This is a genomic window from Pseudomonas sp. Soil_N_39 (genome assembly GCF_057655955.1).
On the sequence record NZ_JBDGLI010000002.1, the window covers coordinates 125935 to 146251 of the forward strand.

The following is a 20317-nucleotide window of genomic DNA, read 5'->3' on the forward strand; positions in this document are numbered from 1 at the left end:
ATGATCCCTGGTTGGAACTTCCCGCCAGACGATTTTATTGTCTGACGGGAAGTGATGAGCATGCGCTTAGTTGGTCACTAGTACTTCATCGATGTGGTGCAGCAGCTGATCTTCGAAAAAAATGCTCACGCCGGTGACATGAGATTCGCCCAGCACTTTGTACTCGACGACTTTGTCGGTGATGACCGGCAGCGAAATTTCGTTGGAATGTTCGAGTTTCAATTCCAGTCGCAGATCGAAGGACTTGTCCTGCATTTGGCTTCGTACCAGCTTTGGCGTAATGCCCGTGTGGGGTACGGTTACAGTGCCAAAGGTACGGAAAGAAGCGGTACCTGGCATGCGATCGATTTGTGCGGTCCACTCTTTAGTTGTGATGGTCATGATAGTAACTCCTGTAGTTAAGTTGATTGCGTCCTGCGGGAGCCAATATATCGATTTCGACTGGATAGTGTCTGGGGGAATTGAGATTGGTATTGTAAGTAGAAGTTAGTCGATGATGAGTTAACAGGTTCTTCGTTGAGGTCTATTGTCTATTACGGCTGGGATAGGTTGTTGGGGGATAGTCAGTAGTCAGTGATTGATTAAACGATTTTTCGCCAGTCAGAGGTTCAGGTCGCGCTTGGAAATCAGCGGATCGGCGACACAGAGGGTCTGCGCCACGACACAGGCTGCTACATCTGGCGATCCTCGGCCAAAACAAAGGGGCCGCGAGGCAATCCAGTTACGTTTTGGACGGGCAAAGCGCCAATTCTTGTAGTATAACTACAAGCTTGCTACATCCCGGCATCTGCCCATAACAAGAGTCCAGCCCCTTGAACCTGTTGCAACACATCGCCCAGTCACGCCACTTGCTGCGCAAGTCGGAGCTGAAAGTCGCCGATCATGTACTGCTTGATCCTGCGGCCGTGATGCATAGCTCCATGGCCGATCTTGCCCACAGCGTCGGCATCAGCGAACCGACCATCGTGCGCTTCTGCCGGGCCATCGGTTGCTCGGGTTTCCAGGACTTGAAACTCAAACTGGCGCAAAGCCTGGCCGCCGGCGCGAGCTTCGGTCAGTTTGCGATCCATGAAGATGACTCAGTGGCGGACTACAGCCTGAAAATCTTCGACACCACCCTGCATACGCTGATGGAGGTTCGCGAGAAGCTCGACCCGGTGGCATTGCAAAAAGCTGTCACGGCCATGTCCCAGGCCCAGCGTGTCGAGTTCTATGGCTTCGGTGCTTCGGGCGCGGTGGCGGCCGATGCCCAGCACAAGTTCTTCCGGTTGCTGCTGACGGCAGCGGCCTATTCCGATCCGCACATGCAGGCCATGTCGGCGGTGACCTTGAAGCCCACCGATGTGGCGATCTGCATTTCCCAATCGGGGCGTTCCAAGGATCTGCTGATCACCGCGAACCTGGTGCGCGAAAGCGGGGCCTCGCTGATCACCTTGTGCCCGAGCCAGACGCCACTGGCTGAGCTTTCCACAGTGAACCTGGCCATCGACGTGCATGAAGACACCGAGATCTATACGCCACTGACCTCACGCATCGCCCACTTGGTGGTGATCGACGTATTGGCAATGGGCGTCGCCATGGCCCGTGGCCCGAGCCTGGTCAACCACCTCAAGAGCGTGAAGCGCAGCCTTCGCAGCTTGCGGCTGTCGCCCAAGTCGGTGAAGGCGCTGGACGACTGACCGCTGGTCTTGAAGTTGGGGACTTCTGTGGCGAGGGGATTTAGCGAAACGTCGCACCGCCCCGCTGGGCTGCGAAGCAGCCCCTCGAGCAGCCATTAAAAATCACCTGGCACACAAGAAAAGCTGAGGTCTGCTGCGCAGCCCAACGGGGATAAATCCCCTCGCCACAATGAATCGGGCGCGCCTTAAGTGAGTAGCATTGTTCGGCACAGAAGGTGCGTTTGCCCGAATTCATCGTTCTGTAACCCTCGCGCCGCCAAACCGTCATCCCGCGCCGTCATCGTAAAGCTCCCGTATACGTCTTGGGAGTCTCGACATGACCCAGTCCTACGAAGAACGCAGCGCCGTCAAAACCCGTCGTCAGCAGGAAGACCAGCGCCGCATGGCGTTCCGTCGTGCCATCGAAGACCGCTATGAACAGCGCCAGCTCTTGGCCGAGATCAGCGAATTTCCTGACGCGGCAGAGTTCAATTACTGGCAGGCAGCACCGGCGGCTTCCCGTCGAAACGCTCAACCAGGCCGATGATCTGAGCGCGCTCGCCGCGTACGAACGCCAGGAAGGCGTGGGCTACCGGTGACAGGCGCTTGGCCCTGGCCTGCACCAGGCACCAACTGCGGTATAGCGGCAATTCCTCCACCGGCAACTCGATGAGTGCGCCGGACGACAGTTCCCGGCTCACGGCGTGGCGCGTCAACAACGCCACGCCCAGCCCGGCGACCACGCACTCGCGCTGGGCCTCCGCCGACGCCACTTCCAGCGTCTGGGTGAAGTGCACCCGTTTCTCCTTGAAGTATTCCTCGCAGGCCAGCCGCGTGCCGGACCCCGGTTCGCGCACCAGCAGCGTGTAGGGCTCCAGGTCCTGCAAGCGCAGCGGACCCAGGTGGCACAGCGGATGATCGGGCGGCGCCACGGCGACGATCGGATTGTTGAGAAAGGGCAGGAACTCCAGGCCCATGTCCTGGGGCACCATGGACATGATCACCAGGTCGTCACGGTTGTCCGAGAGGCGTCGGATGACCTGGCCGCGATTGACCACCGTGAGGTTCAGGTTGACCTCCGGATGCTGGCGCTTGAACGCAGCGAACAGGTGCGGGACGAAGTACTTGGCGCTGGACTCCACCGCCAGCTTCAATTGGCCTTGCAGCGAACCCTGCATGTCCGAGAGCTGCATATCGAGGTTTTCCAGGCGCCCGAAGATGTCTCGGCTGGCACGTTGCAGGGCTTCGGCGGCTTCGGTCATGTAGAGTTTTTTGCCGACATACTCGAACAAGGGCTGGCCAATCAGCTCTTCCAGGGATCGAATCTGTAGGCTAACGGCCGGTTGTGTGAGAGACATTTCGTCGGCTGCACGGCTGTAAGACCTCAGGTCGCACACCTCGTTGAAAATCTGCAATTGACGCAATGTCATACGCATCAATGACTTACGCATTTCCTAAGCACTCTGGAGTGAGACGAATAGCGCAACTATAAGTCTTTGCTTATGCATGACCCAATAATTATTCATTTTTGTTAATCCCCAGCCAGGACTAGTGTGGAGCTGCGACCAATTGTTACATCTGGTCACGCGTCGGCCTGGAACCCAGGCCGTGGTATCACCGGCTCAAGGGAACCTCCAATTGATAACAAAGATCCTGATCGCCAACCGTGGTGAGATTGCCGTCCGCATCGTGCGCGCTTGCGCCGAGATGGGCATTCGCTCGGTCGCGGTCTACTCCGACGCGGACCGCCATGCGTTGCATGTCAAGCGTGCGGACGAGGCCCACAGCATCGGTGCCGATCCGCTGGCCGGCTACCTCAACCCGCGCAAACTGGTGAACCTGGCGGTGGAAACCGGCTGCGATGCCTTGCACCCCGGCTACGGTTTCCTTTCGGAAAACGCCGAGCTGGCGGACATCTGCGCTGAACGCGGCATCAAATTCATAGGCCCCTCGGCGGAAGTCATTCGTCGCATGGGCGACAAGACCGAAGCGCGCCGCAGCATGATCAAGGCCGGTGTGCCGGTCACGCCGGGCACCGAAGGCAACGTATCGGGCATTGAAGAGGCGCTGACCGAAGGTGATCGGATCGGTTACCCGGTGATGCTCAAGGCCACGTCTGGCGGCGGCGGTCGCGGTATCCGTCGTTGCAACAGCCGCGAAGAACTCGAACAGGCCTTCCCGCGAGTCATCTCCGAAGCCACCAAGGCATTCGGTTCGGCGGAAGTGTTCCTGGAAAAATGTATCGTCAATCCCAAGCACATCGAAGCGCAGATCCTGGGTGACAGTTTCGGCAACGTAGTGCACCTGTTCGAACGCGACTGCTCGATCCAGCGCCGCAACCAGAAGCTGATCGAAATCGCCCCGAGCCCGCAACTGACCCCCGAGCAGCGCGCCTACATCGGCGATCTGTCGGTGCGCGCCGCCAAGGCAGTGGGCTACGAGAACGCCGGCACCGTGGAGTTCCTGCTCGCCGAAGGCGAGGTGTATTTCATGGAGATGAACACCCGGGTGCAGGTGGAACACACCATCACCGAAGAAATCACCGGTATCGACATCGTTCGCGAACAGATCCGCATCGCCTCCGGGTTGCCGCTGTCGGTCAAGCAGGAAGACATCTTGCACCGGGGTTTTGCGTTGCAGTTCCGTATCAACGCCGAGGACCCGAAAAACAACTTCCTGCCCAGCTTCGGCAAGATCACCCGCTACTACGCCCCTGGCGGCCCGGGTGTGCGCACCGACACAGCGATCTACACCGGCTACACCATTCCGCCGTTCTACGATTCGATGTGCCTGAAGCTGGTGGTCTGGGCGTTGACCTGGGAAGAAGCGATGGACCGTGGCCTGCGAGCCCTGGATGACATGCGCCTGCAGGGGGTCAAGACCACCGCCGCGTATTACCAGGAGATTCTGCGCAATCCGGAATTCCGCAGCGGTCAGTTCAATACCAGCTTCGTTGAAAGCCACCCTGAGCTGACCAACTACTCGATCAAGCGCAAACCCGAAGAGCTGGCCCTGGCCATCGCCGCCGCCATTGCCGCCCACGCAGGCCTGTAAGGAAGTATGACCATGTCCAAGAAGATCTTTGTTACCGACACAATCCTGCGCGACGCCCACCAATCGCTGCTTGCCACCCGCATGCGCACCGAAGACATGCTGCCGATCTGCGACAAGCTCGACAAAGTTGGCTATTGGTCGCTGGAAGTCTGGGGCGGCGCGACATTCGACGCCTGCGTGCGCTTTCTGAAGGAAGACCCGTGGGAGCGCCTGCGCCAACTGCGCGCGGCGCTGCCCAACACTCGCTTGCAAATGCTGCTGCGCGGCCAGAACCTGCTGGGCTATCGCCATTACAGCGATGACGTGGTCAAGGCGTTCGTGGCCAAGGCTGCGGTCAACGGCATCGACGTGTTCCGTATTTTCGATGCGATGAACGACGTGCGTAACCTGCGGGTCGCCATCGAGGCGGTGAAGGCCGCCGGCAAGCACGCCCAGGGCACCATCGCCTACACCACCAGCCCAGTGCACACCATCGACGCGTTCGTGGCCCAGGCCAAGCAGATGGAAGCCATGGGTTGCGACTCGGTGGCGATCAAGGACATGGCCGGCCTGCTGACCCCGTATGCCACCGGCGAACTGGTGAAAGCGCTGAAGGCCGAGCAATCGTTGCCGGTGTTCATCCACTCCCACGACACCGCCGGCCTGGCCGCGATGTGCCAGCTCAAGGCTATCGAAAACGGTGCCGATCACATTGACACCGCGATCTCCAGCTTCGCCTGGGGCACCAGCCATCCGGGCACCGAGTCGATGGTCGCGGCCCTTAAAGGCAGTGAGTTCGACACGGGGCTGGACCTGGAGCTGTTGCAGGAAATTGGCCTGTACTTCTACGCCGTACGCAAGAAGTACCACCAGTTCGAAAGCGAGTTCACCGCCGTAGACACCCGCGTCCAGGTCAACCAGGTACCGGGCGGGATGATTTCCAACCTCGCCAACCAGTTGAAAGAGCAGGGCGCACTGAACCGAATGAACGAAGTGCTGGCGGAGATCCCGCGCGTGCGCGAAGACCTCGGCTTCCCGCCGCTGGTGACCCCGACCTCGCAGATCGTCGGCACCCAGGCGTTCTTCAACGTGTTGGCCGGTGAGCGCTACAAGACCATCACCAACGAAGTGAAGCTCTACCTGCAGGGCGGCTACGGCAAGGCGCCGGGTTCGGTGAGTGAAAAGCTGCGTCGCCAGGCCATCGGCAGCGAAGAGGTGATCGACGTGCGTCCGGCCGATTTGCTCAAGCCGGAAATGACCAAGCTGCGTGGCGAAATCGGTGCGCTGGCCAAGTCCGAAGAGGACGTGCTGACCTATGCCATGTTCCCGGACATCGGTCGCAAGTTCCTCGAAGAACGCGACGCCGGCACCCTGACTCCGGAAGTGCTGCTGCCGATCCCCGAGGCGGGCAGCGTCAGCTCCGCGGGCGGCGAAGGCGTGCCGACCGAGTTCGTCATCGACGTTCACGGCGAAACCTACCGCGTCGACATCACTGGTGTAGGCGTCAAGGCCGAAGGCAAGCGTCACTTCTACCTGTCCATCGATGGCATGCCGGAAGAGGTCGTGTTCGAACCGCTCAATGAGTTTGTCAGCGGCGGCAGCAGCAAGCGCAAGCAAGCCACTGCGCCGGGCCATGTCAGCACCACCATGCCGGGCAACATCGTCGATGTCCTGGTCAAGGAGGGCGACGTGGTGAAGGCCGGCCAAGCGGTGCTGATCACTGAAGCCATGAAGATGGAAACCGAAGTGCAGGCGGCCATCGCCGGTAAGGTCACCGCCATTCATGTAGCCAAGGGCGACCGGGTCAACCCGGGCGAGATCCTGATCGAGATCGAAGGCTGACTGAACAGCCTCGATACAACGTTTTAACCTCGGGGGGGCATGTGCTCCCCTTTTTTTTTGCCCGCGAGAAGGTCAGAACATCATTCGCCACTGCCCCATCAGCGCACCGTTGCGGTTGTCCTGCCCTGTTTCGCCGCTGTAGTTCAGTCCCAGGGTATGACGTGGCGATACGGCCAGGTCCAGTCCTGCTTGCAAGAGAAGGCTGTCGCGGTCCAGCTCGACTCCTTTGATGAGGTAGACATTGCCGCCGTTAGCCAGGCGTTGATGGGAGCTGCCCCTGATGTCGCCGTATAGGTGTTTCCAGCCGACATCGACGCGCGGCGTCAATCGCATGCCTTGGTCGAAGACAAAAGGACGGGCGAGGCGCAGGCCCAGTTCGCTGTTGTAGTGTTCCTGGGTTTGGCCGTTGTACTGCAACGCGGCGTCGCCACCTTTTTCCGAGTAGGCGTCGCGTTGATAGCGTTGGTAGCCCACTTGGACGTAGGGCTCTATATCGAATTGTCCGACGTCCAGGTTGTAGCCGACCTGTCCAAAGACCTGTTGCGTTGTGGCGTTGTAACGACCCTTGAGGCGGTCCCTGAATCCATTGAACACGACATGGCGCTTGGTGCTGCCGTCATGATTGCCATAAACAGCGCCCAGGCGCAGCGCCAGCGGACCGTCCTGGCGCAAGGCATAGGCACCTACGAGCCAACTGTCGAGTGCTCCGTCGAATTGATAGCTGTCCAGTCGTGTCTGGGTCTTGCTGCCGATGATGCCCAGTCGCCAATTGGGGCTGATGGCCCAGTCGGTTCCCAGCATCAGGCCCTTTGTCGAATGTTTAAGGGCATAGCTGCCCAATTGCTTGGCGAGGCGGCCGTTGTTACCGATGGCCTGGACCCAGACCTGACCGTCGCCCCGTGTGTTTCCTGCTTGTGTCGAGTCCATGGCCGAGAGCACGCCGGTGCTGGTCGGTGCGACGCTGCTCAAGGTGGCGTTGCCCAGTTCAGCGGTGTGGTAGCCACTCAGTTGATCGATGGCGTTGGCCGCCGTAATCATATTGGTGCCGAGGAGGGCATTGATGGCGGTATTGGGTTGTGCTGCGGTATTGATGGTTCTTGGTGGTTCGGTGGGAATGTGTGTCGCGCCATGGTTGTCTGGCTTAACCGCAGACACCTGAGCGATGGCCGGGGCGACAATGGGGCTTGGCTCTGGCGGTGCCACCTGTTGCGGCTCCTCGATACTGGCCACGAATTTTCGTGCGTTGTCCGTGGTTGCTGCATCTTCAAACGGAACTTCATTACGTGTGTAGGTCAGGCCCACCTGTTTTGCGGTGTAGTCCACCGTCGCTGTCATGAACGCAAGTTCATTGACGATCGCCCCGAACTCTCCATCCACCTTCTTTGCATCGATCACGACGTGATTGCTGGTGCCGATGTATTCACCGGGCACGTTGACGATTTTCAGCGATGCATTGCCCAGTTTCGCGGTGCCGCCGACTTTGATCGTGGCGCTGCCGCCGTTTGGATGGATGCCGTAGAGCAATGTTGCGCCTGGCGCCAATTCAAGATTTCTTTTGATCGTAGGCGCCCCTCTCTCGGGGTCGACCGCCAACTGGCCTTGCACCTTCAGCGCGTTGACGGTGCCAGGACCGCTAAACGTGCCAGTCTGGTCCACGAAAACAGACTTGCTCACGCTTCCCTCGTTCTGAAAGTCGCCGGCAACCTCTATTTCGGCACCAATTTGGCCGAGGTTGCGAAATTGGGTGTCCGCCGCAACCCGGCCTTTATGGCTGAAACTGATGTCGCGCGACCATTCGCCTTCCATAGTCGTGAACTTGGGCGGTCTGCTGGACGCCTTGGTCGAATTTTCGGGTTGGGTTTGCGGCTGGGGGGCTGTTTCAGAGGGGGGAGCAACAGCATCATGGGTCGATTGACGGGCCATCGAAACATCGGCGCAACCGAGCGCCAAGGCAATCGCCAGGGCGAGGTGTCGGAGTGGGTACACAGGTGGGGTAGGCATCGTGCGGTCTCTCATAAAGGGAACCCGCACTTTAAAAATTCACCCCGGAACGCGATGCCAGCCATCTCCTTGCGGTGGGCAAGACACAGCGGATGAAATCTGTAGGCTGCCTTTGCTGCGACCAAGGCATCGTTGCGGTGGCTTCCATGGACTGAGGCATTGCCCTACAGCATGTGTAGATCTTTCTGTTTGATTGAAGTCTGAGGGGCGTCTACAGGTCATGCAGATCAAATTTGGTCGGACGCGGCAGCATTAGGGTTATGACCTGGAGTATTTCGCCAACGCCGCGCATCTGTTGTTGCAGGATGGTTGCGATGCGCTGGAAGTGTTGGGGGGGCATCGGTGGGTGTGATCTCCAAGCTTCACTTGCTAGCGATTCGGCTGCACGTCAGGCGACCTTAAAATCCCACCTCAGCTCAACGATTATTCAGATAAGCCTTCCCATAATGCCGCTCCATCCGCGCTTGAATCAGCTCCAACGCAATGGACATCAACCAGTAAATAATCGCCGCCGTCGTCAGCATCTCGATATACCGATAGCTGGAGCGACCATAAGACTGCGCCAAGAACATCACCTCCCAAACCCCCATCACCGAGATCAACGAAGAGTCCTTGAGCATGGAGATGAACTGGTTGGTGGTCGGCGGGATGATGGTGCGCATGGCCTGGGGCAGGGTGACGCGCCAGAAGATCACGGTTTCGCTCAGGCCCAGGGCGAGGGAGGCTTCGCGTTGGCCGTTGGGGACACCGAGGATGCCGGCGCGGAAGATCTCGCTCAGGTAGGCGCCGTAGTTCAACGACAGAGCGATGATCCCGGCGGCAATCGCACCTGGGACCACGCCCAGTTGGGGCAGGCCCAAGTAGATCAACAGGATCTGGATCAGCAGGGGCGTGCCGCGAAAGAACGACGCGTAGAAACTGGCGATGCCGAATGCCACCGCGCTGCTGGACAGCCGCGCCAGGGCGGTGATGAAGCCCAGCAATGACGACGCAACGATCGAGCACAGGCACAGAAACAACGTCAGCACCGCACCCTGCAAAAAGCCATTGGGCGCCAGGTGCACACCCAGCAGGTTCGGCAGTTTGTCGAGGATAATGGAGAACTTCAGGTCGAAGCTCAGGAAGAAACTCGCGAACAGCACCAGCATGGCCGCCCAGGTCAGGTACAGCCGGGTACGAAAACCGAAGATTTTTTGCAGGCGTGATTCAGCCACCGGTGGCGGTGGCTGAGGGGGTGGAAAAGAAGTCATTGGGTGATGTCGGCGCCGATCCATTTCTGCGAGAGTTTGCTCAAGGTGCCGTCCTGTTTCAACTGGGCAAAGACTTCACGCACCTTGCTGTTCCACTGCGCATCGCCCTTTTCGATGGCCACCGAGTTCGGTTCGGAGTAGAGCGACTCGCCGGCCAGTTTGAAGCGCTTGTCTTCGGTCAGGCGCGGCTGTGCGGTCACCAGGTTGGTCAGCACCGCATCCAGGCGCACGCCGGCGCCCAGGCCCAGGTCCTGGAACGCCACGTTGTCGGTGTCGTACGGAGCGATCTGCACGTCCTCGAACGGGTAGCTCAGTTGGGTATCCTCGGCGCCTTCGATCACCAGGTTCTTGTTCAGGTAACTCTCGTAGCTGGAGGCGCTGGTGAGGCCGACCTTCTTGCCGCTCAAGTCCTTGGCGCCGTGGATACGGTCATCCTTGGCGTTAACCACGATCACCGCGGGCGAGGCGTAGTATTGCACCGGGAAATCGAACACTTCGGCGCGGGCCTTGCTCGGCGTCATGGAGCAGATGCAGATGTCATAGCGCCCGCTCCAGTGACCGGCCGCGATCACGTCCCAGGACGGCGTCTCCAGGCGCAGCTTCACCCCCAGTTTCTGCGCCACGGCCTTGGCGACGTCCACGTCAAAACCGTCGAGCTGGTTCTGGTCATTGAGGAACGAGAAGGGTGGATAGCTTTCCATCAGCACGCCGACCAGCTCTTTTTTCTGTTCGATGCGATCCAGCGTGGCACCGGCGAATGCTTGCGAAGCGGCGGTCAGCAGCGTCAGGCCCAGGGCCAGCAATGGTGGTAATTTCATGGGAAGGCCCTGTTAGAAAAATAAGTTGTAGTTCTCTGAATGGTGCGTATTAAATAGTTATAAGAACAACTCCGGTAGTGAGTATTTTTCATAAGCTTATGAGTGAATCGCATATGGGCGCAGGAACGACAGTTATTCTCGATGGCGGCATGGGCCGCGAACTGCAACGCCGGGGCGCGCCGTTCCGGCAGCCTGAGTGGTCGGCCCTGGCCTTGAGCGAAGCGCCCCAGGCGGTTGAAGCCGTGCACGCGGCCTACATTGCCAGCGGCGCCCAGGTGATCACCAGCAACAGCTATGCGGTGGTGCCGTTCCATATTGGCGAAACGCGTTTCGCCGCCGAAGGCCAGGCCTTGGCTGCGCTGGCTGGCGAGTTGGCGCAACGGGCGGTACAGGCTTCAGGCAAAGCGGTGCGGGTGGCCGGGTCATTGCCGCCGCTGTTCGGTTCCTATCGGCCGGACCTGTTCGACGCTTCCCGCGCCAGTGAACTGCTGGCGCCCCTGGTGAACGGCCTGGCGTCCCATGTCGACCTGTGGCTCGCCGAGACCCAAAGCTCCACGGTCGAAGCGCGGGCGATTCACGCCGGCCTGCCGAAAGACGGCAAGCCGTTCTGGCTGTCGTTCACCCTGAAAGACGAAGACACCGATGAAGTGCCACGCCTGCGCTCCGGCGAGCCGGTGGCGGACGCTGCGGCGGTGGCGGCCGAACTGGGCGTCGAAGTGCTGCTGTTCAACTGCAGCCAACCGGAAGTGATCGGCGCGGCCATCGATGCGGCGCGGGACACCTTCGAGCGCTTGGGGGTGAAGATCGACATCGGTGCCTACGCCAACGCCTTCCCGCCGCAACCGAAGGAAGCGACGGCCAACGACGGATTGGACCCGTTGCGCGAAGACCTCGACCCACCGGGTTATCTGCAATGGGCGGCGGACTGGCGCAAGCGCGGGGCCAATCACCTGGGCGGCTGCTGCGGGATCGGGCCGGAGCATATTGCCGTGTTGGCGCAACAGCTGGACTGAGCTGCCGACAGGACATCCAAGCTTACGATTCTCGTCGCTTGCTCGGCGATGCCTATACATATGTATGTCATTCGCGCTTCGACGACGGGATAGGGTCCGGTTTTCTCAATCAAAACCGGACCTTTGAATGTCTATTTTTCCCGAACATGAGCTAGGCGCGCCATCGAATACCCCTGTTGTCTCCCTTAAACCCACCGACGTGTTACCCAGCGGCCTCGACAGCGCGGCTCAAGGCGACCTGCTCAGCCCCAAGGGAAAAGAGCAGGCCAGGTTATTGGGCTTGCTGGACACCAACCAGGCGAAACTGGCACGTCTGTTCGCCGGCCTTCCCACGTTCGACACCGTGCTCAAGCGTTTGCTGGTCGACACGCTGCAAACCAAGATCCCCTCGCACAAGTTACGGGCCTCACGACCTGCGGAGATCGATCCGGACTTCTGCTATGTGGGCCACTTCAAGGCTGACTCGAACGGTGGGCGTGCACTGACGGCCTCGGAGAGTTTTACCGACGTCCTGTGGCGATGCTTGCAGGCGGACACGCCCGCGACCTACACGGACGGCGGCGTGGGCTTCTTCACTCGTCCAGACTCGGTGAAGGAGGCCGACAGTCTGTTTGTCGGCCCGCTGGATTTACAGGATCTACGGGCCATGGAGGCGGTGCTCTATCTCGCCAACCCCACCACGAATGAACGCGTGAAGCGCCAGTTTCGCGACGACTTGACCCAGTTTCGCAATCGCCACTACCGCGAAGACACCCTTGAGCTGCCCACCACGGCTGCGGCTTTCGCGCATTGGCTTTCCCTGCGATTCCTGCATTTTTTCAATCTGTACAAAGTCGATCGGGGGCCGGCCAGCGGACTCACACCGAGTGAGCGCATCCAGCAGAAAGATGAAGATCGCTTGCTGGACATCATCACCACCCATCCCGCCAAGGCGGACCGAGACCGGTTGCTGCTGGCCCCCATCCCCCATGTCTACAGCGTGATGCTGGACATGGGCACGGCCGCGCCGCAGAAATGGCCCGCGGCGATGGTGATCAAGTTTACCGATCGCCTGACATTGTTCCTGTACTCCCTGGAAGGCGGGATACAGCGCTTCCGTTCTGTCCAGGACCTGATCAGCAATGTGCAGCCGACCCACGACGGGCAGGAGCGCACGATCCTCGACATTTCCTCCGAGCTGTCCGGGCATGTATTCGAAGTCGCGGCCGATGACCTGCTGCAGTTGCAAAGCGCTGCCCTGGAAACGGTCCTGAATGCGCCAGGCAACGAGACGGTCCCGTTGAACACCTTCGCGCAGCGTGCGGAAAGTGCGCTGGGCCTGCCCATGTTGTCATTGACCGGGCCCCTGGCGGTGCGCCAGCAAACCCTGGTGGAAAACAATCGTCCGGGTTTCTACCGGGCCGCGACCCGTTCCGAGCAGGCCCACTATCGTCGCCTGGAGGGGCAGGTATTCAAGGCGGTCTACGCCTTGGGCGGCGGTGTGCAGACGCTGCTGCAGTTCGCGCGCCAGCAGATCAGGCAGTACCTTGAGCGCACCGTGAACCCGGGCATTGAGCCGGACCCGGACAACACCATGGTCACGCTGTTCCAGGGCGGCAGCGCCCGTCCGAGCCAGTTCCGCACCAGCAGCCTGACCCAGTTGATGCTCGATAACCTGCGCCCGCATCAATACCCGAATGCGATGAGGGAAGTCTTGCCGGTTTATCTGCTCGATCGACATGGCCAACGTGTCAAACACCCGGCCAATGGCTTTTTTGTCACGCTGACGGGCAAGCAACTGGCCGAGATGGCGAACCAACTTGATATCGGGGGCCGTTATGAAACCCTGCTGCGCAAGGAGATGAATAAACCTCGCTACAAGGCCGCCTGGCAGGCGGCGTATCTGGCTAATTTGCAATTCAAGGGTTACGAGGCTTCGCTCAGGGGCGACGAGGTGTTCAAGGCCACCGTGCTCGATAAGGCTTTCGACCCACCGAGGTCACGCAAGCGGGTGGCTTTCTGGCTGGACACGGTGCTGCGTTCGCCGACAGCGGCGGGGCGTACCTGGGTCGATGGGCGCAAGGTCTGTGTCCATGGCCTGGTGCTGGGCGGCAGCGTGGGGGCTGGTGGGCAACTAGATGCGCTAAACAATGCAGTCAGTATCGATGGTGTGTTGATTTTTTCCGATCAGGACGGCCCGGATATCCAGGGCACCGTGGGCGTTTATTTCCCGGACAGCCCCGGTGGCGATGATTTTCGTGAGTTCGCCGACCTGAGCGACGGTATTGTCGAGCTGTTGCCGAAAAAGGAATGGCAGGCGTATTTCCATTCGCGTATTTCCACGCTGGACCCCACGCAGATAAAGCGTTCATTGGGGCAGCAGGGCGGTCGTCCGCTGGTTCGTGGGGTGTTGCTCAATGGCGATCTTTTTGAAGAGCTCCACCGAGCCTACGTCGACTTCCAAAGCGCCTACGCGGATCACCGCTCCAACAGCAACCGGGATATCAGTCATCAAACTGCGGCGAAGCTGGCGATGATGACGGTCGAGATCATTTTTGACTTGGCCGGGCTGCTGCTGGTGCCCGGTTTCCAGATGCTCAAGCGCGCCATCAACACAGGTCTGCTGGTGCTCAGGACCGGTGCCGTGCCCACGAACCTGCCCACCCTGGCGTTCGTCGATCGCGTGGCAAACCATGTGCAGAAAGGGCTGGCCGGTGGAGTGAGCGTGCCGGTACGCGGCCGGTCCACTTTCCTGGCGATGACGGCTCGCCCAAACCAGGCCGAAGCACTGGGCGGGCTGCCGCTGGAGGAGGCGCTCTATCGCCGTTATGCGGTGACGGATACCTCGCTGCTGCAAGGCGTCACCCCGGATCCCCAGGGGTTTTATCGCCCCACGATCACGCAGAACGCCACGGGGAGCGTGACCCGTCCGGTGTATGTGCGGCAACCCGACGGGACGGTGTTCCGGGTGCACGACCATACGCGGTTGAGGACCACCGAGGCCAACATCGTCGACCCTGTCACGGGGTTGAGCATCCGCTCCAGTGGCGTGAGCAGAAGTACCGTGGCGCGGATGCCCGATGGGGAGTGGCGCTCGGTAGGCCATGGTTGGGGCGGTGGCAAGCGTTCGCGGGCGACGTCCCCTCAGCCAGGCCCCTCGAATCCCAAGAGGTCTGCCACATCGTCTCGCACCGCTGCCGATCTGGTGCGCACGTCTGGCGAGTGGGACGTCGAGATCATGGATCTGGTCCCGGCCCTCATTACCCGGCTGCCGAATTGGCCACGCAACCGCAGCTTGTTGATCATCGAGCAAAGACCGGACCGTCAAGACTGGTCAGTGCGTTTTACGCCGGGACAGAGTGAACGGGCTTATCCGGAGATTAATCATCCGCTTCGATCAGACACCGATGTCGTTTTGAGCCGAATCGGTGAGAACCATTACAACCTGATGTTGGGGGAAGAGGTCGTCGAGTTCGATGCCAACGGAGACTGCTTCTTCAATGCCACCGCCCGGGGACTGAACGAGGGGCTGGCGTCGGAGAGGTTTTCGATGCAGGGATTGCGCAACGACCTGGCCGATTACATCGATCTGCACCCGGAGGTGGGCGACTACCTGGTGGCGCAACCCTCCGGGCTTCAGCAAGCGCTCTCTGATAATGCACGGACGCTGGCAGATATCATGGACGAGTCGGCCGTGCTCGATCTCACCCGAATCATCTATGGCGGTGACAATCCAAATGGCTTGTTCCAGCCGCTGCGCAATTACTTGGACCTGTATGTAAGAGAAATGGAGCGCAGGGTATTGAACCAGGCCCAAGTGGCTGACTTGCCGCCGGAGATCCTGCAATACATCGGGAAATTTTTATCACCCCGCCCGCCGGGAATCCTGGCGCTGAGCAGCATTCCGTATTACGCGCAAAAGGACCAGGCCTTGCAGGCGTTCTTCGAGGATGTGCTGCTGCAGCCCATCAACAGTCGGGAAATCGCCGAGCTGCTCAATAATGAATACCTCATGCTCACTCAGGACGTGGTGCACATCATGCTTGAGTACGGTATCAGGGCCCGTGACCTGACAGACCATCATCCTCGCAATGACATGGCCTTCGTCAAATACGATGAAGCCGTGCATGGTCGGCTCAATCCCGATCAGCTCGAAGAACTACTCGATGGTAAGTATCTGGTAGATCACGATGATCTCGAAAAAGTGAGTAGTCGATACGAGCATGAAACGGGCAAGGTCATCGACGACGATGATCTGATGGACCAGTTCAAATACTACGACAGGGTCGAGGACCTCACGGACCTGCTCACTGTGACCCTCGGGCGTCACCCCGCCTTGTTGAGGCGGGCCCAGATCCTGCTGCGCAGTCCCGTGATCGGTTCCAATTTGGGCGGCCTGTTTCCGGTGAAGAATCTTGCGGCATGGATACGTAATCCGGCATTGAATAACACGCGACTTCAAATCATTGCCGAATATGCCAGCAGCCGTTATCAAGAGTTGGTGAGATGGGGCCGCATTGACATTGATTGGATGGGGCCGTTCAGTGATAGCAATCTACGCAACCTTGTTTACCGTCAGAATGAATTAGTGGAGTTTTGGGATTTTCTCCAAGGCGTGCGTTATCTCGATAAGAGCAATATGTCGAATGCCACGGGTTTGTTCACCATGACAGGGCAGAGGGTTCCCAACAGCCGGATCGCGGTTTTGTTCGAGATCCCGTACCTCTGGCAATCCATTCAAACCATGCCCGGTATCTCAGCGCGTAGCGCCTGGCGAATCTGGGAAGACCTGGTGGGGCCGCAATTCAGCGATGAGAATATCCGGCAAACACTGGCGCGGCCTGATTCGCTGAGTTCCGAGTCGGCGTTCAGCAACGCGTTGATCGACAGCCTTGCCGCCGATGAAGCCCGCGCCCATCAGGTTATTCTCAGCGCTTATAACGTGACCCCGAGACAGGTGCTGGCATTTCTGCACAACTTTGACTTTCCAGGAACGCTTGCCGAACACAGCCGCCTGACGCTCGCGCTTTACCTGAGTCGTCATGGAACGATACCGGACTGGGCCTGGCAATACGTCGGACCGGGGGTGACCCCCGAATCGCTTCGATCATTCCTGGCTACACGCAAAACGCCGATACCCGAGTGATGTACCGTAACAAGGGCCCTCGCCACAGGGGTGGTGGTGTGGCGGGTATTGGGTTTCCAGCCAATAACCGTGGCGAGGGGATTACAGTCCGCCATAGGGTAGGTGGTCGGTAGCTGACTTAGGATCGACACTCCACCAAACCACGCACTTGCCCGTCCTCACGCTGGTTCTCGTCGCTCAACCAGCGCTCGAACCCGGCGCCGATGGTGGGCCATTCCGAGTCCAGCATCGAGTACCAGGCGGTGTCGCGGTTCTGGCCCTTGACCACCATGTGTTGGCGGAACACGCCTTCGAACGTGAACCCCAGCCGCTCGGCAGCGTATTTGGAGCGAGCGTTGGCGTTGTTGCATTTCCACTCCAGGCGACGATAACCCAAGGCGAACGACTCCTTGGCCAGCAGATAAACCGCCTCGGTGCTTTTCGGCGAGCGCTGCATCGGCGCGCCGAAGGTCACGTGGCCAATCTCGATGCGGCCTTGGGCCGGGACGATGGACATCAGGCTGAGAATGCCCTGCACCTCGCCGCTGGCGCGGTCGATCACGCTGAAGAAGTACGGGTCGGTGTTGGCGGCGTGGTTGTTCAGCCAGGCATCGAACGCGCCGCGATCCTTGAACGGGCCATAGGGCAAGTAATCCCAGAGTTTCGGGTCGGCGCCGGGGCCTTCGAGGGCTTGCCACAGGCCATCGGCATGCCGCGCCGGGTCGAGTTTTTCCAGGCGGATGAAACGCCCTTCGAGCAATTGCGCAGACGGCGCCGGGACACCTTTCCAATCAGCGAGTGAAGTCGACATAAGGCGCTCCTTAAAGGGCTTTGCGAAATTGAATGTAGCCTGGGCGCTCGGCGATGCGCTCGTACAGCTGGATCGCCGTGGCGTTGGTTTCGTGGGTCAACCAGTGCACCTTGCAGCAGCCATCGGTCTTGGCGGTGGCGTAGACGAATTCGATGAGCTGGCGACCTACGCCGGTGCCACGGCGCTGTTCCGTCACCAGCAAATCTTGCAGGTAGCAGGAGTTCTCGATGCTCCAGTTCGAACGGTGGTAGATAAAGTGCACCAGGCCCACCGCCGTGTCGCCCTGCCAGGCCAGGGCAGCATGGGTCGGTTCACGCTCATCGAGCAAGCGCTGCCAGGTGCTTTGGCTGACCGCCTCCGGCAGTTCGGTGTTGTAGAAGCGCAGGTAGGCGTGCCACAACGGCAGCCAGGCGGCGTGATCGTCGGCGCTGACGCGGCGGATGTCGAGTTGGCTCATGTTCACTCCTTGGACGATTGTTCAGGCATCAGGTGGGCGAGGGCCCGGTCCTGCGGGTCGGGGCTGGTGGCGAGGCCGTTGCGTACCCCAGCGACATCCTCGGGGCTGCGGTTCTGGCTGAGCTTGCGCTTGCCTTCCAGGCGCTGGATGGGCAGGGCGAAGCCGACGATGGCCTTGAGCATGCTGTCGATGTACTCGGCCGGTGCGTCATCGAGTTTCCAGGGGAGGGCGCGAGCGCTTTCGTGGCGGTCGGTGAGGGCGCTGACCAGGTTGCGCAGGCGATGGGCGTCGCTGAACACCTCGGCGCTGCCGTAGGCGTGTACGGCCACGTAATTCCAGGTCGGCACGACCTTGCCGTGTTCAGCCTTGCTCGGGTAGAAGCCCGGGCTGACGTAGGCGTCGGAACCGGCGAATATCACCAGGGCCTCGGCGCCGGCTTCCAGGTCGCGCCATTGTGGATTGGCCCGGGCCATGTGCCCGTAGAGGCTGCCGTTCGGCCCCTGTTGCGTGTCCAGCAACAGCGGCAAATGGCTGGCCTGCAAACCGTGTTCACCGTGGGTGACCAACACGGCCAAGCGGCAATCGCCCATCATCTGGTGCAACTGGGGCAGGTCGTCGACGACAAAGGCTTTGGGGTTGTACATGATGATTTTCCTTGGCGAATGCGAGCATCCTAGGCAGGCTATTGGTCTGTTGTAAGAGCCACTTCTGGCCAATTCGATAGGTCCATTCCTGAGGACTGTCATGCACAACGCCGCGCCGCCACTGTTGTTCAACCCTGCTGGCATCGAGCTGGACCGCCGCCAAGGGCTCAGCCGCCAGCTTTACCAGGCGTTGCGTGCCCGGGTGCTGGACGGACGCCTGGCCAGCGGCACGCGCCTGCCGGCCAGCCGCGACCTGGCGGCGGCCTTGTCGATCTCGCGCAACAGCGTGGTGCGCGCCTACGACCAGCTCTACGCCGAGGGTTTCATCGAAGGGCGGGTCGGTGACGGTACTTACGTGGCGAAACTGTCCTCGACAACATTGCCGCTGAAAAACATATCCACAAAAGTATCCACAGGGTTTTCAACAGGCTTACCCACAGCCTTATCCACAGACTGGCTCGATTTGCCTGTGATTCCATCCAGTAAAGTTATCCACAGCGGTGCGTTGAATCGTGTCGAAAACCACCATTTGCCCCAGCCGCCCAGTGGCCCGCCGCGAGCATTCAGGGTCGGTGTGCCGGCTTTCGATCTGTTCCCTTTCGACGTCTGGGCCAAGCTGAATGCGGCTTTCTGGCGCAAGCCGGACCTGCAACAGCTGTGTTATGGCGATTCCCAAGGGGATGCGCGCTTGCGCGGGCTGATCGCCGCTTATTTACGCAGCTCCCGGGGGCTGCACTGCACGGCTGAACAAATTGTGATCACCAGTGGCGCACAGCAGGGCATCAGCCTTTGTGCACAGCTGCTGGTGGACCCGGGCGACGTCGTGGCGGTGGAAAATCCCGGCTATCGCGCGGCCGGACATGCGTTCGCCGTTGCCGGTGCCGATGTCCGGGGCGTGCCGGTGGATGGCGATGGTTTGGATTGCACGGCGCTCGATGGGTTGAGCCACTGTCGGCTGGCCTACGTCACCCCGTCCCACCAGTATCCGACCGGGGTCGTCATGAGCCTGCCACGGCGCCTGGAACTGCTGGCCTGGGCCGAACGCAACGACGGCTGGATCGTCGAGGACGACTACGACGGCGAGTACCGCTACAGCGGCGCGCCCCTGGCGCCCTTGGCGGCACTGGATCGCCAGGGGCGGGTGCTCTACGTCGGCACGTTCGGCAAAGTGGCGTTCCCGGCCTTGCGCCTGGGCTACCTGGTGCTGCCGCCAGGCCTGGTCAACGCCTTCGCCCGGCGCCGCGCCGTGGACGTGCGCCACTCCGAAGTCAGCACCCAGGCGGTGATGGCCGAGTTCATGGCCGCCGGGCATTTCCAGCGGCATATCCGGCGGATGCGCAGGGCAGCCCTGGCCCGGCGGGACGCGTTGCTGGCGGGCTGGCCGAAGGCCGTTGCGGGTGTCGGCGCCATGCCCACGGTGGTGGCCGGGCTCCATGTCACGGTGCCGGTGGACAGCATTGAACGTGAGCACGAGCTGATCGCCCAAGCGGTCAGCGCAGGCGTGGAAGTCAATGGCTTGAGTAGCTACTGGTTGCCGGCGACAACGTCGTCCCAGGTACGCGCCGGCTTGGTGCTGGGGTTCGCAGCGGTCCCGCCAGCGGCGATAGCCGTCGCGCTGGCGAACCTGGCAACTGCCTGGAAAATCTGAAGACGCGGAACCAGGACATCTGTGGATGCCCTGGTTTT

General features: G+C 60.4%; 15 protein-coding genes. 7 read left to right on the plus strand and 8 right to left on the minus strand.

The genetic code is table 11. The annotated features are described in order from the left end of the window. Positions 1-66 precede the first annotated feature (66 nt). Positions 67-381, minus strand: coding sequence for a hypothetical protein (locus tag AC3A5O_RS02925; RefSeq protein ID WP_487752830.1), 315 nt, complete (start codon positions 379-381; stop codon positions 67-69). A gap of 431 nt (positions 382-812) precedes the next feature. Between AC3A5O_RS02925 and hexR the strand changes: the two genes are divergently transcribed. Next, entirely contained in the window at positions 813-1679 is an 867-nt protein-coding gene (gene hexR / locus AC3A5O_RS02930) for a transcriptional regulator HexR (protein ID WP_003187110.1), read from the plus strand. A gap of 316 nt (positions 1680-1995) precedes the next feature. After that, on the plus strand, positions 1996-2205 hold the full coding sequence (locus AC3A5O_RS02935) for a PA3496 family putative envelope integrity protein (protein ID WP_487752831.1): 210 nt from the start codon (positions 1996-1998) through the stop codon (positions 2203-2205). On the opposite strand, the gene AC3A5O_RS02940 is transcribed toward AC3A5O_RS02935, so the two are convergent. Then, entirely contained in the window at positions 2147-3109 is a 963-nt protein-coding gene (locus tag AC3A5O_RS02940) for a LysR family transcriptional regulator (protein WP_122567634.1), read from the minus strand. The two genes, AC3A5O_RS02935 and AC3A5O_RS02940, sit on opposite strands and share 59 nt — an antisense overlap. A gap of 187 nt (positions 3110-3296) precedes the next feature. On the opposite strand from AC3A5O_RS02940, the gene AC3A5O_RS02945 reads away from it, so the two are divergent. After that, complete coding sequence (locus tag AC3A5O_RS02945; protein WP_025216234.1) at positions 3297-4712, plus strand: acetyl-CoA carboxylase biotin carboxylase subunit; 1416 nt, start codon at positions 3297-3299, stop codon at positions 4710-4712. 12 nt (positions 4713-4724) lie between these two features. Beyond that, on the plus strand, positions 4725-6533 hold the full coding sequence (oadA, locus tag AC3A5O_RS02950) for a sodium-extruding oxaloacetate decarboxylase subunit alpha (RefSeq protein WP_122567633.1): 1809 nt from the start codon (positions 4725-4727) through the stop codon (positions 6531-6533). Positions 6534-6605: 72 nt separating this feature from the next. Here the strand turns inward: oadA and AC3A5O_RS02955 are convergent, their stop codons facing one another. The 3 genes from AC3A5O_RS02955 to AC3A5O_RS02965 all read right to left on the minus strand — a co-directional run bounded on the left by AC3A5O_RS02955 (position 6606) and on the right by AC3A5O_RS02965 (position 10602). Next, positions 6606-8456: an autotransporter outer membrane beta-barrel domain-containing protein gene (locus tag AC3A5O_RS02955; protein ID WP_487752832.1), complete on the minus strand. Its 1851-nt coding sequence runs from the start codon at positions 8454-8456 to the stop codon at positions 6606-6608. A 494-nt stretch (positions 8457-8950) separates the two neighbouring features. Beyond that, complete coding sequence (locus AC3A5O_RS02960; protein ID WP_024619059.1) at positions 8951-9784, minus strand: amino acid ABC transporter permease; 834 nt, start codon at positions 9782-9784, stop codon at positions 8951-8953. Further along, positions 9781-10602 carry an ABC transporter substrate-binding protein gene (locus AC3A5O_RS02965; protein WP_305491369.1) on the minus strand — a complete coding sequence of 274 codons (822 nt, stop codon included), beginning with the start codon at positions 10600-10602 and terminating at the stop codon, positions 9781-9783. The genes AC3A5O_RS02960 and AC3A5O_RS02965 overlap by 4 nt, the downstream gene beginning before the upstream one ends. Before the next feature lie 113 nt (positions 10603-10715). Here AC3A5O_RS02965 and AC3A5O_RS02970 point away from each other — a divergent pair, with 113 nt between their 5' ends. Both AC3A5O_RS02970 and AC3A5O_RS02975 read left to right on the plus strand, forming a co-directional pair. Further along, on the plus strand, positions 10716-11615 hold the full coding sequence (locus tag AC3A5O_RS02970; protein WP_122567629.1) for a homocysteine S-methyltransferase family protein: 900 nt from the start codon (positions 10716-10718) through the stop codon (positions 11613-11615). A gap of 127 nt (positions 11616-11742) precedes the next feature. Next, positions 11743-16740 (plus strand): dermonecrotic toxin domain-containing protein, encoded by a 4998-nt coding sequence (locus tag AC3A5O_RS02975; RefSeq protein WP_487752833.1) that lies wholly within the window; start codon positions 11743-11745, stop codon positions 16738-16740. Between the two features lie 118 nt (positions 16741-16858). On the opposite strand, the gene AC3A5O_RS02980 is transcribed toward AC3A5O_RS02975, so the two are convergent. From AC3A5O_RS02980 to AC3A5O_RS02990, 3 genes are read right to left on the minus strand one after another with little or no spacing between them, the layout of a single operon-like run. Continuing rightward, the gene (locus AC3A5O_RS02980; RefSeq protein WP_122567628.1) at positions 16859-17530 is read right to left on the minus strand and encodes a GNAT family N-acetyltransferase; all 672 of its coding nucleotides are present in this window, start codon (positions 17528-17530) and stop codon (positions 16859-16861) included. Positions 17531-17540: 10 nt separating this feature from the next. Then, positions 17541-17987, minus strand: coding sequence for a GNAT family N-acetyltransferase (locus AC3A5O_RS02985; protein ID WP_305468895.1), 447 nt, complete (start codon positions 17985-17987; stop codon positions 17541-17543). A gap of 2 nt (positions 17988-17989) precedes the next feature. Then, the gene (locus AC3A5O_RS02990; protein ID WP_487752834.1) at positions 17990-18631 is read right to left on the minus strand and encodes an FMN-binding negative transcriptional regulator; all 642 of its coding nucleotides are present in this window, start codon (positions 18629-18631) and stop codon (positions 17990-17992) included. Between the two features lie 100 nt (positions 18632-18731). Here AC3A5O_RS02990 and pdxR point away from each other — a divergent pair, with 100 nt between their 5' ends. Then, on the plus strand, positions 18732-20279 hold the full coding sequence (pdxR, locus tag AC3A5O_RS02995; RefSeq protein WP_487752835.1) for a MocR-like pyridoxine biosynthesis transcription factor PdxR: 1548 nt from the start codon (positions 18732-18734) through the stop codon (positions 20277-20279). Positions 20280-20317 lie beyond the last annotated feature (38 nt).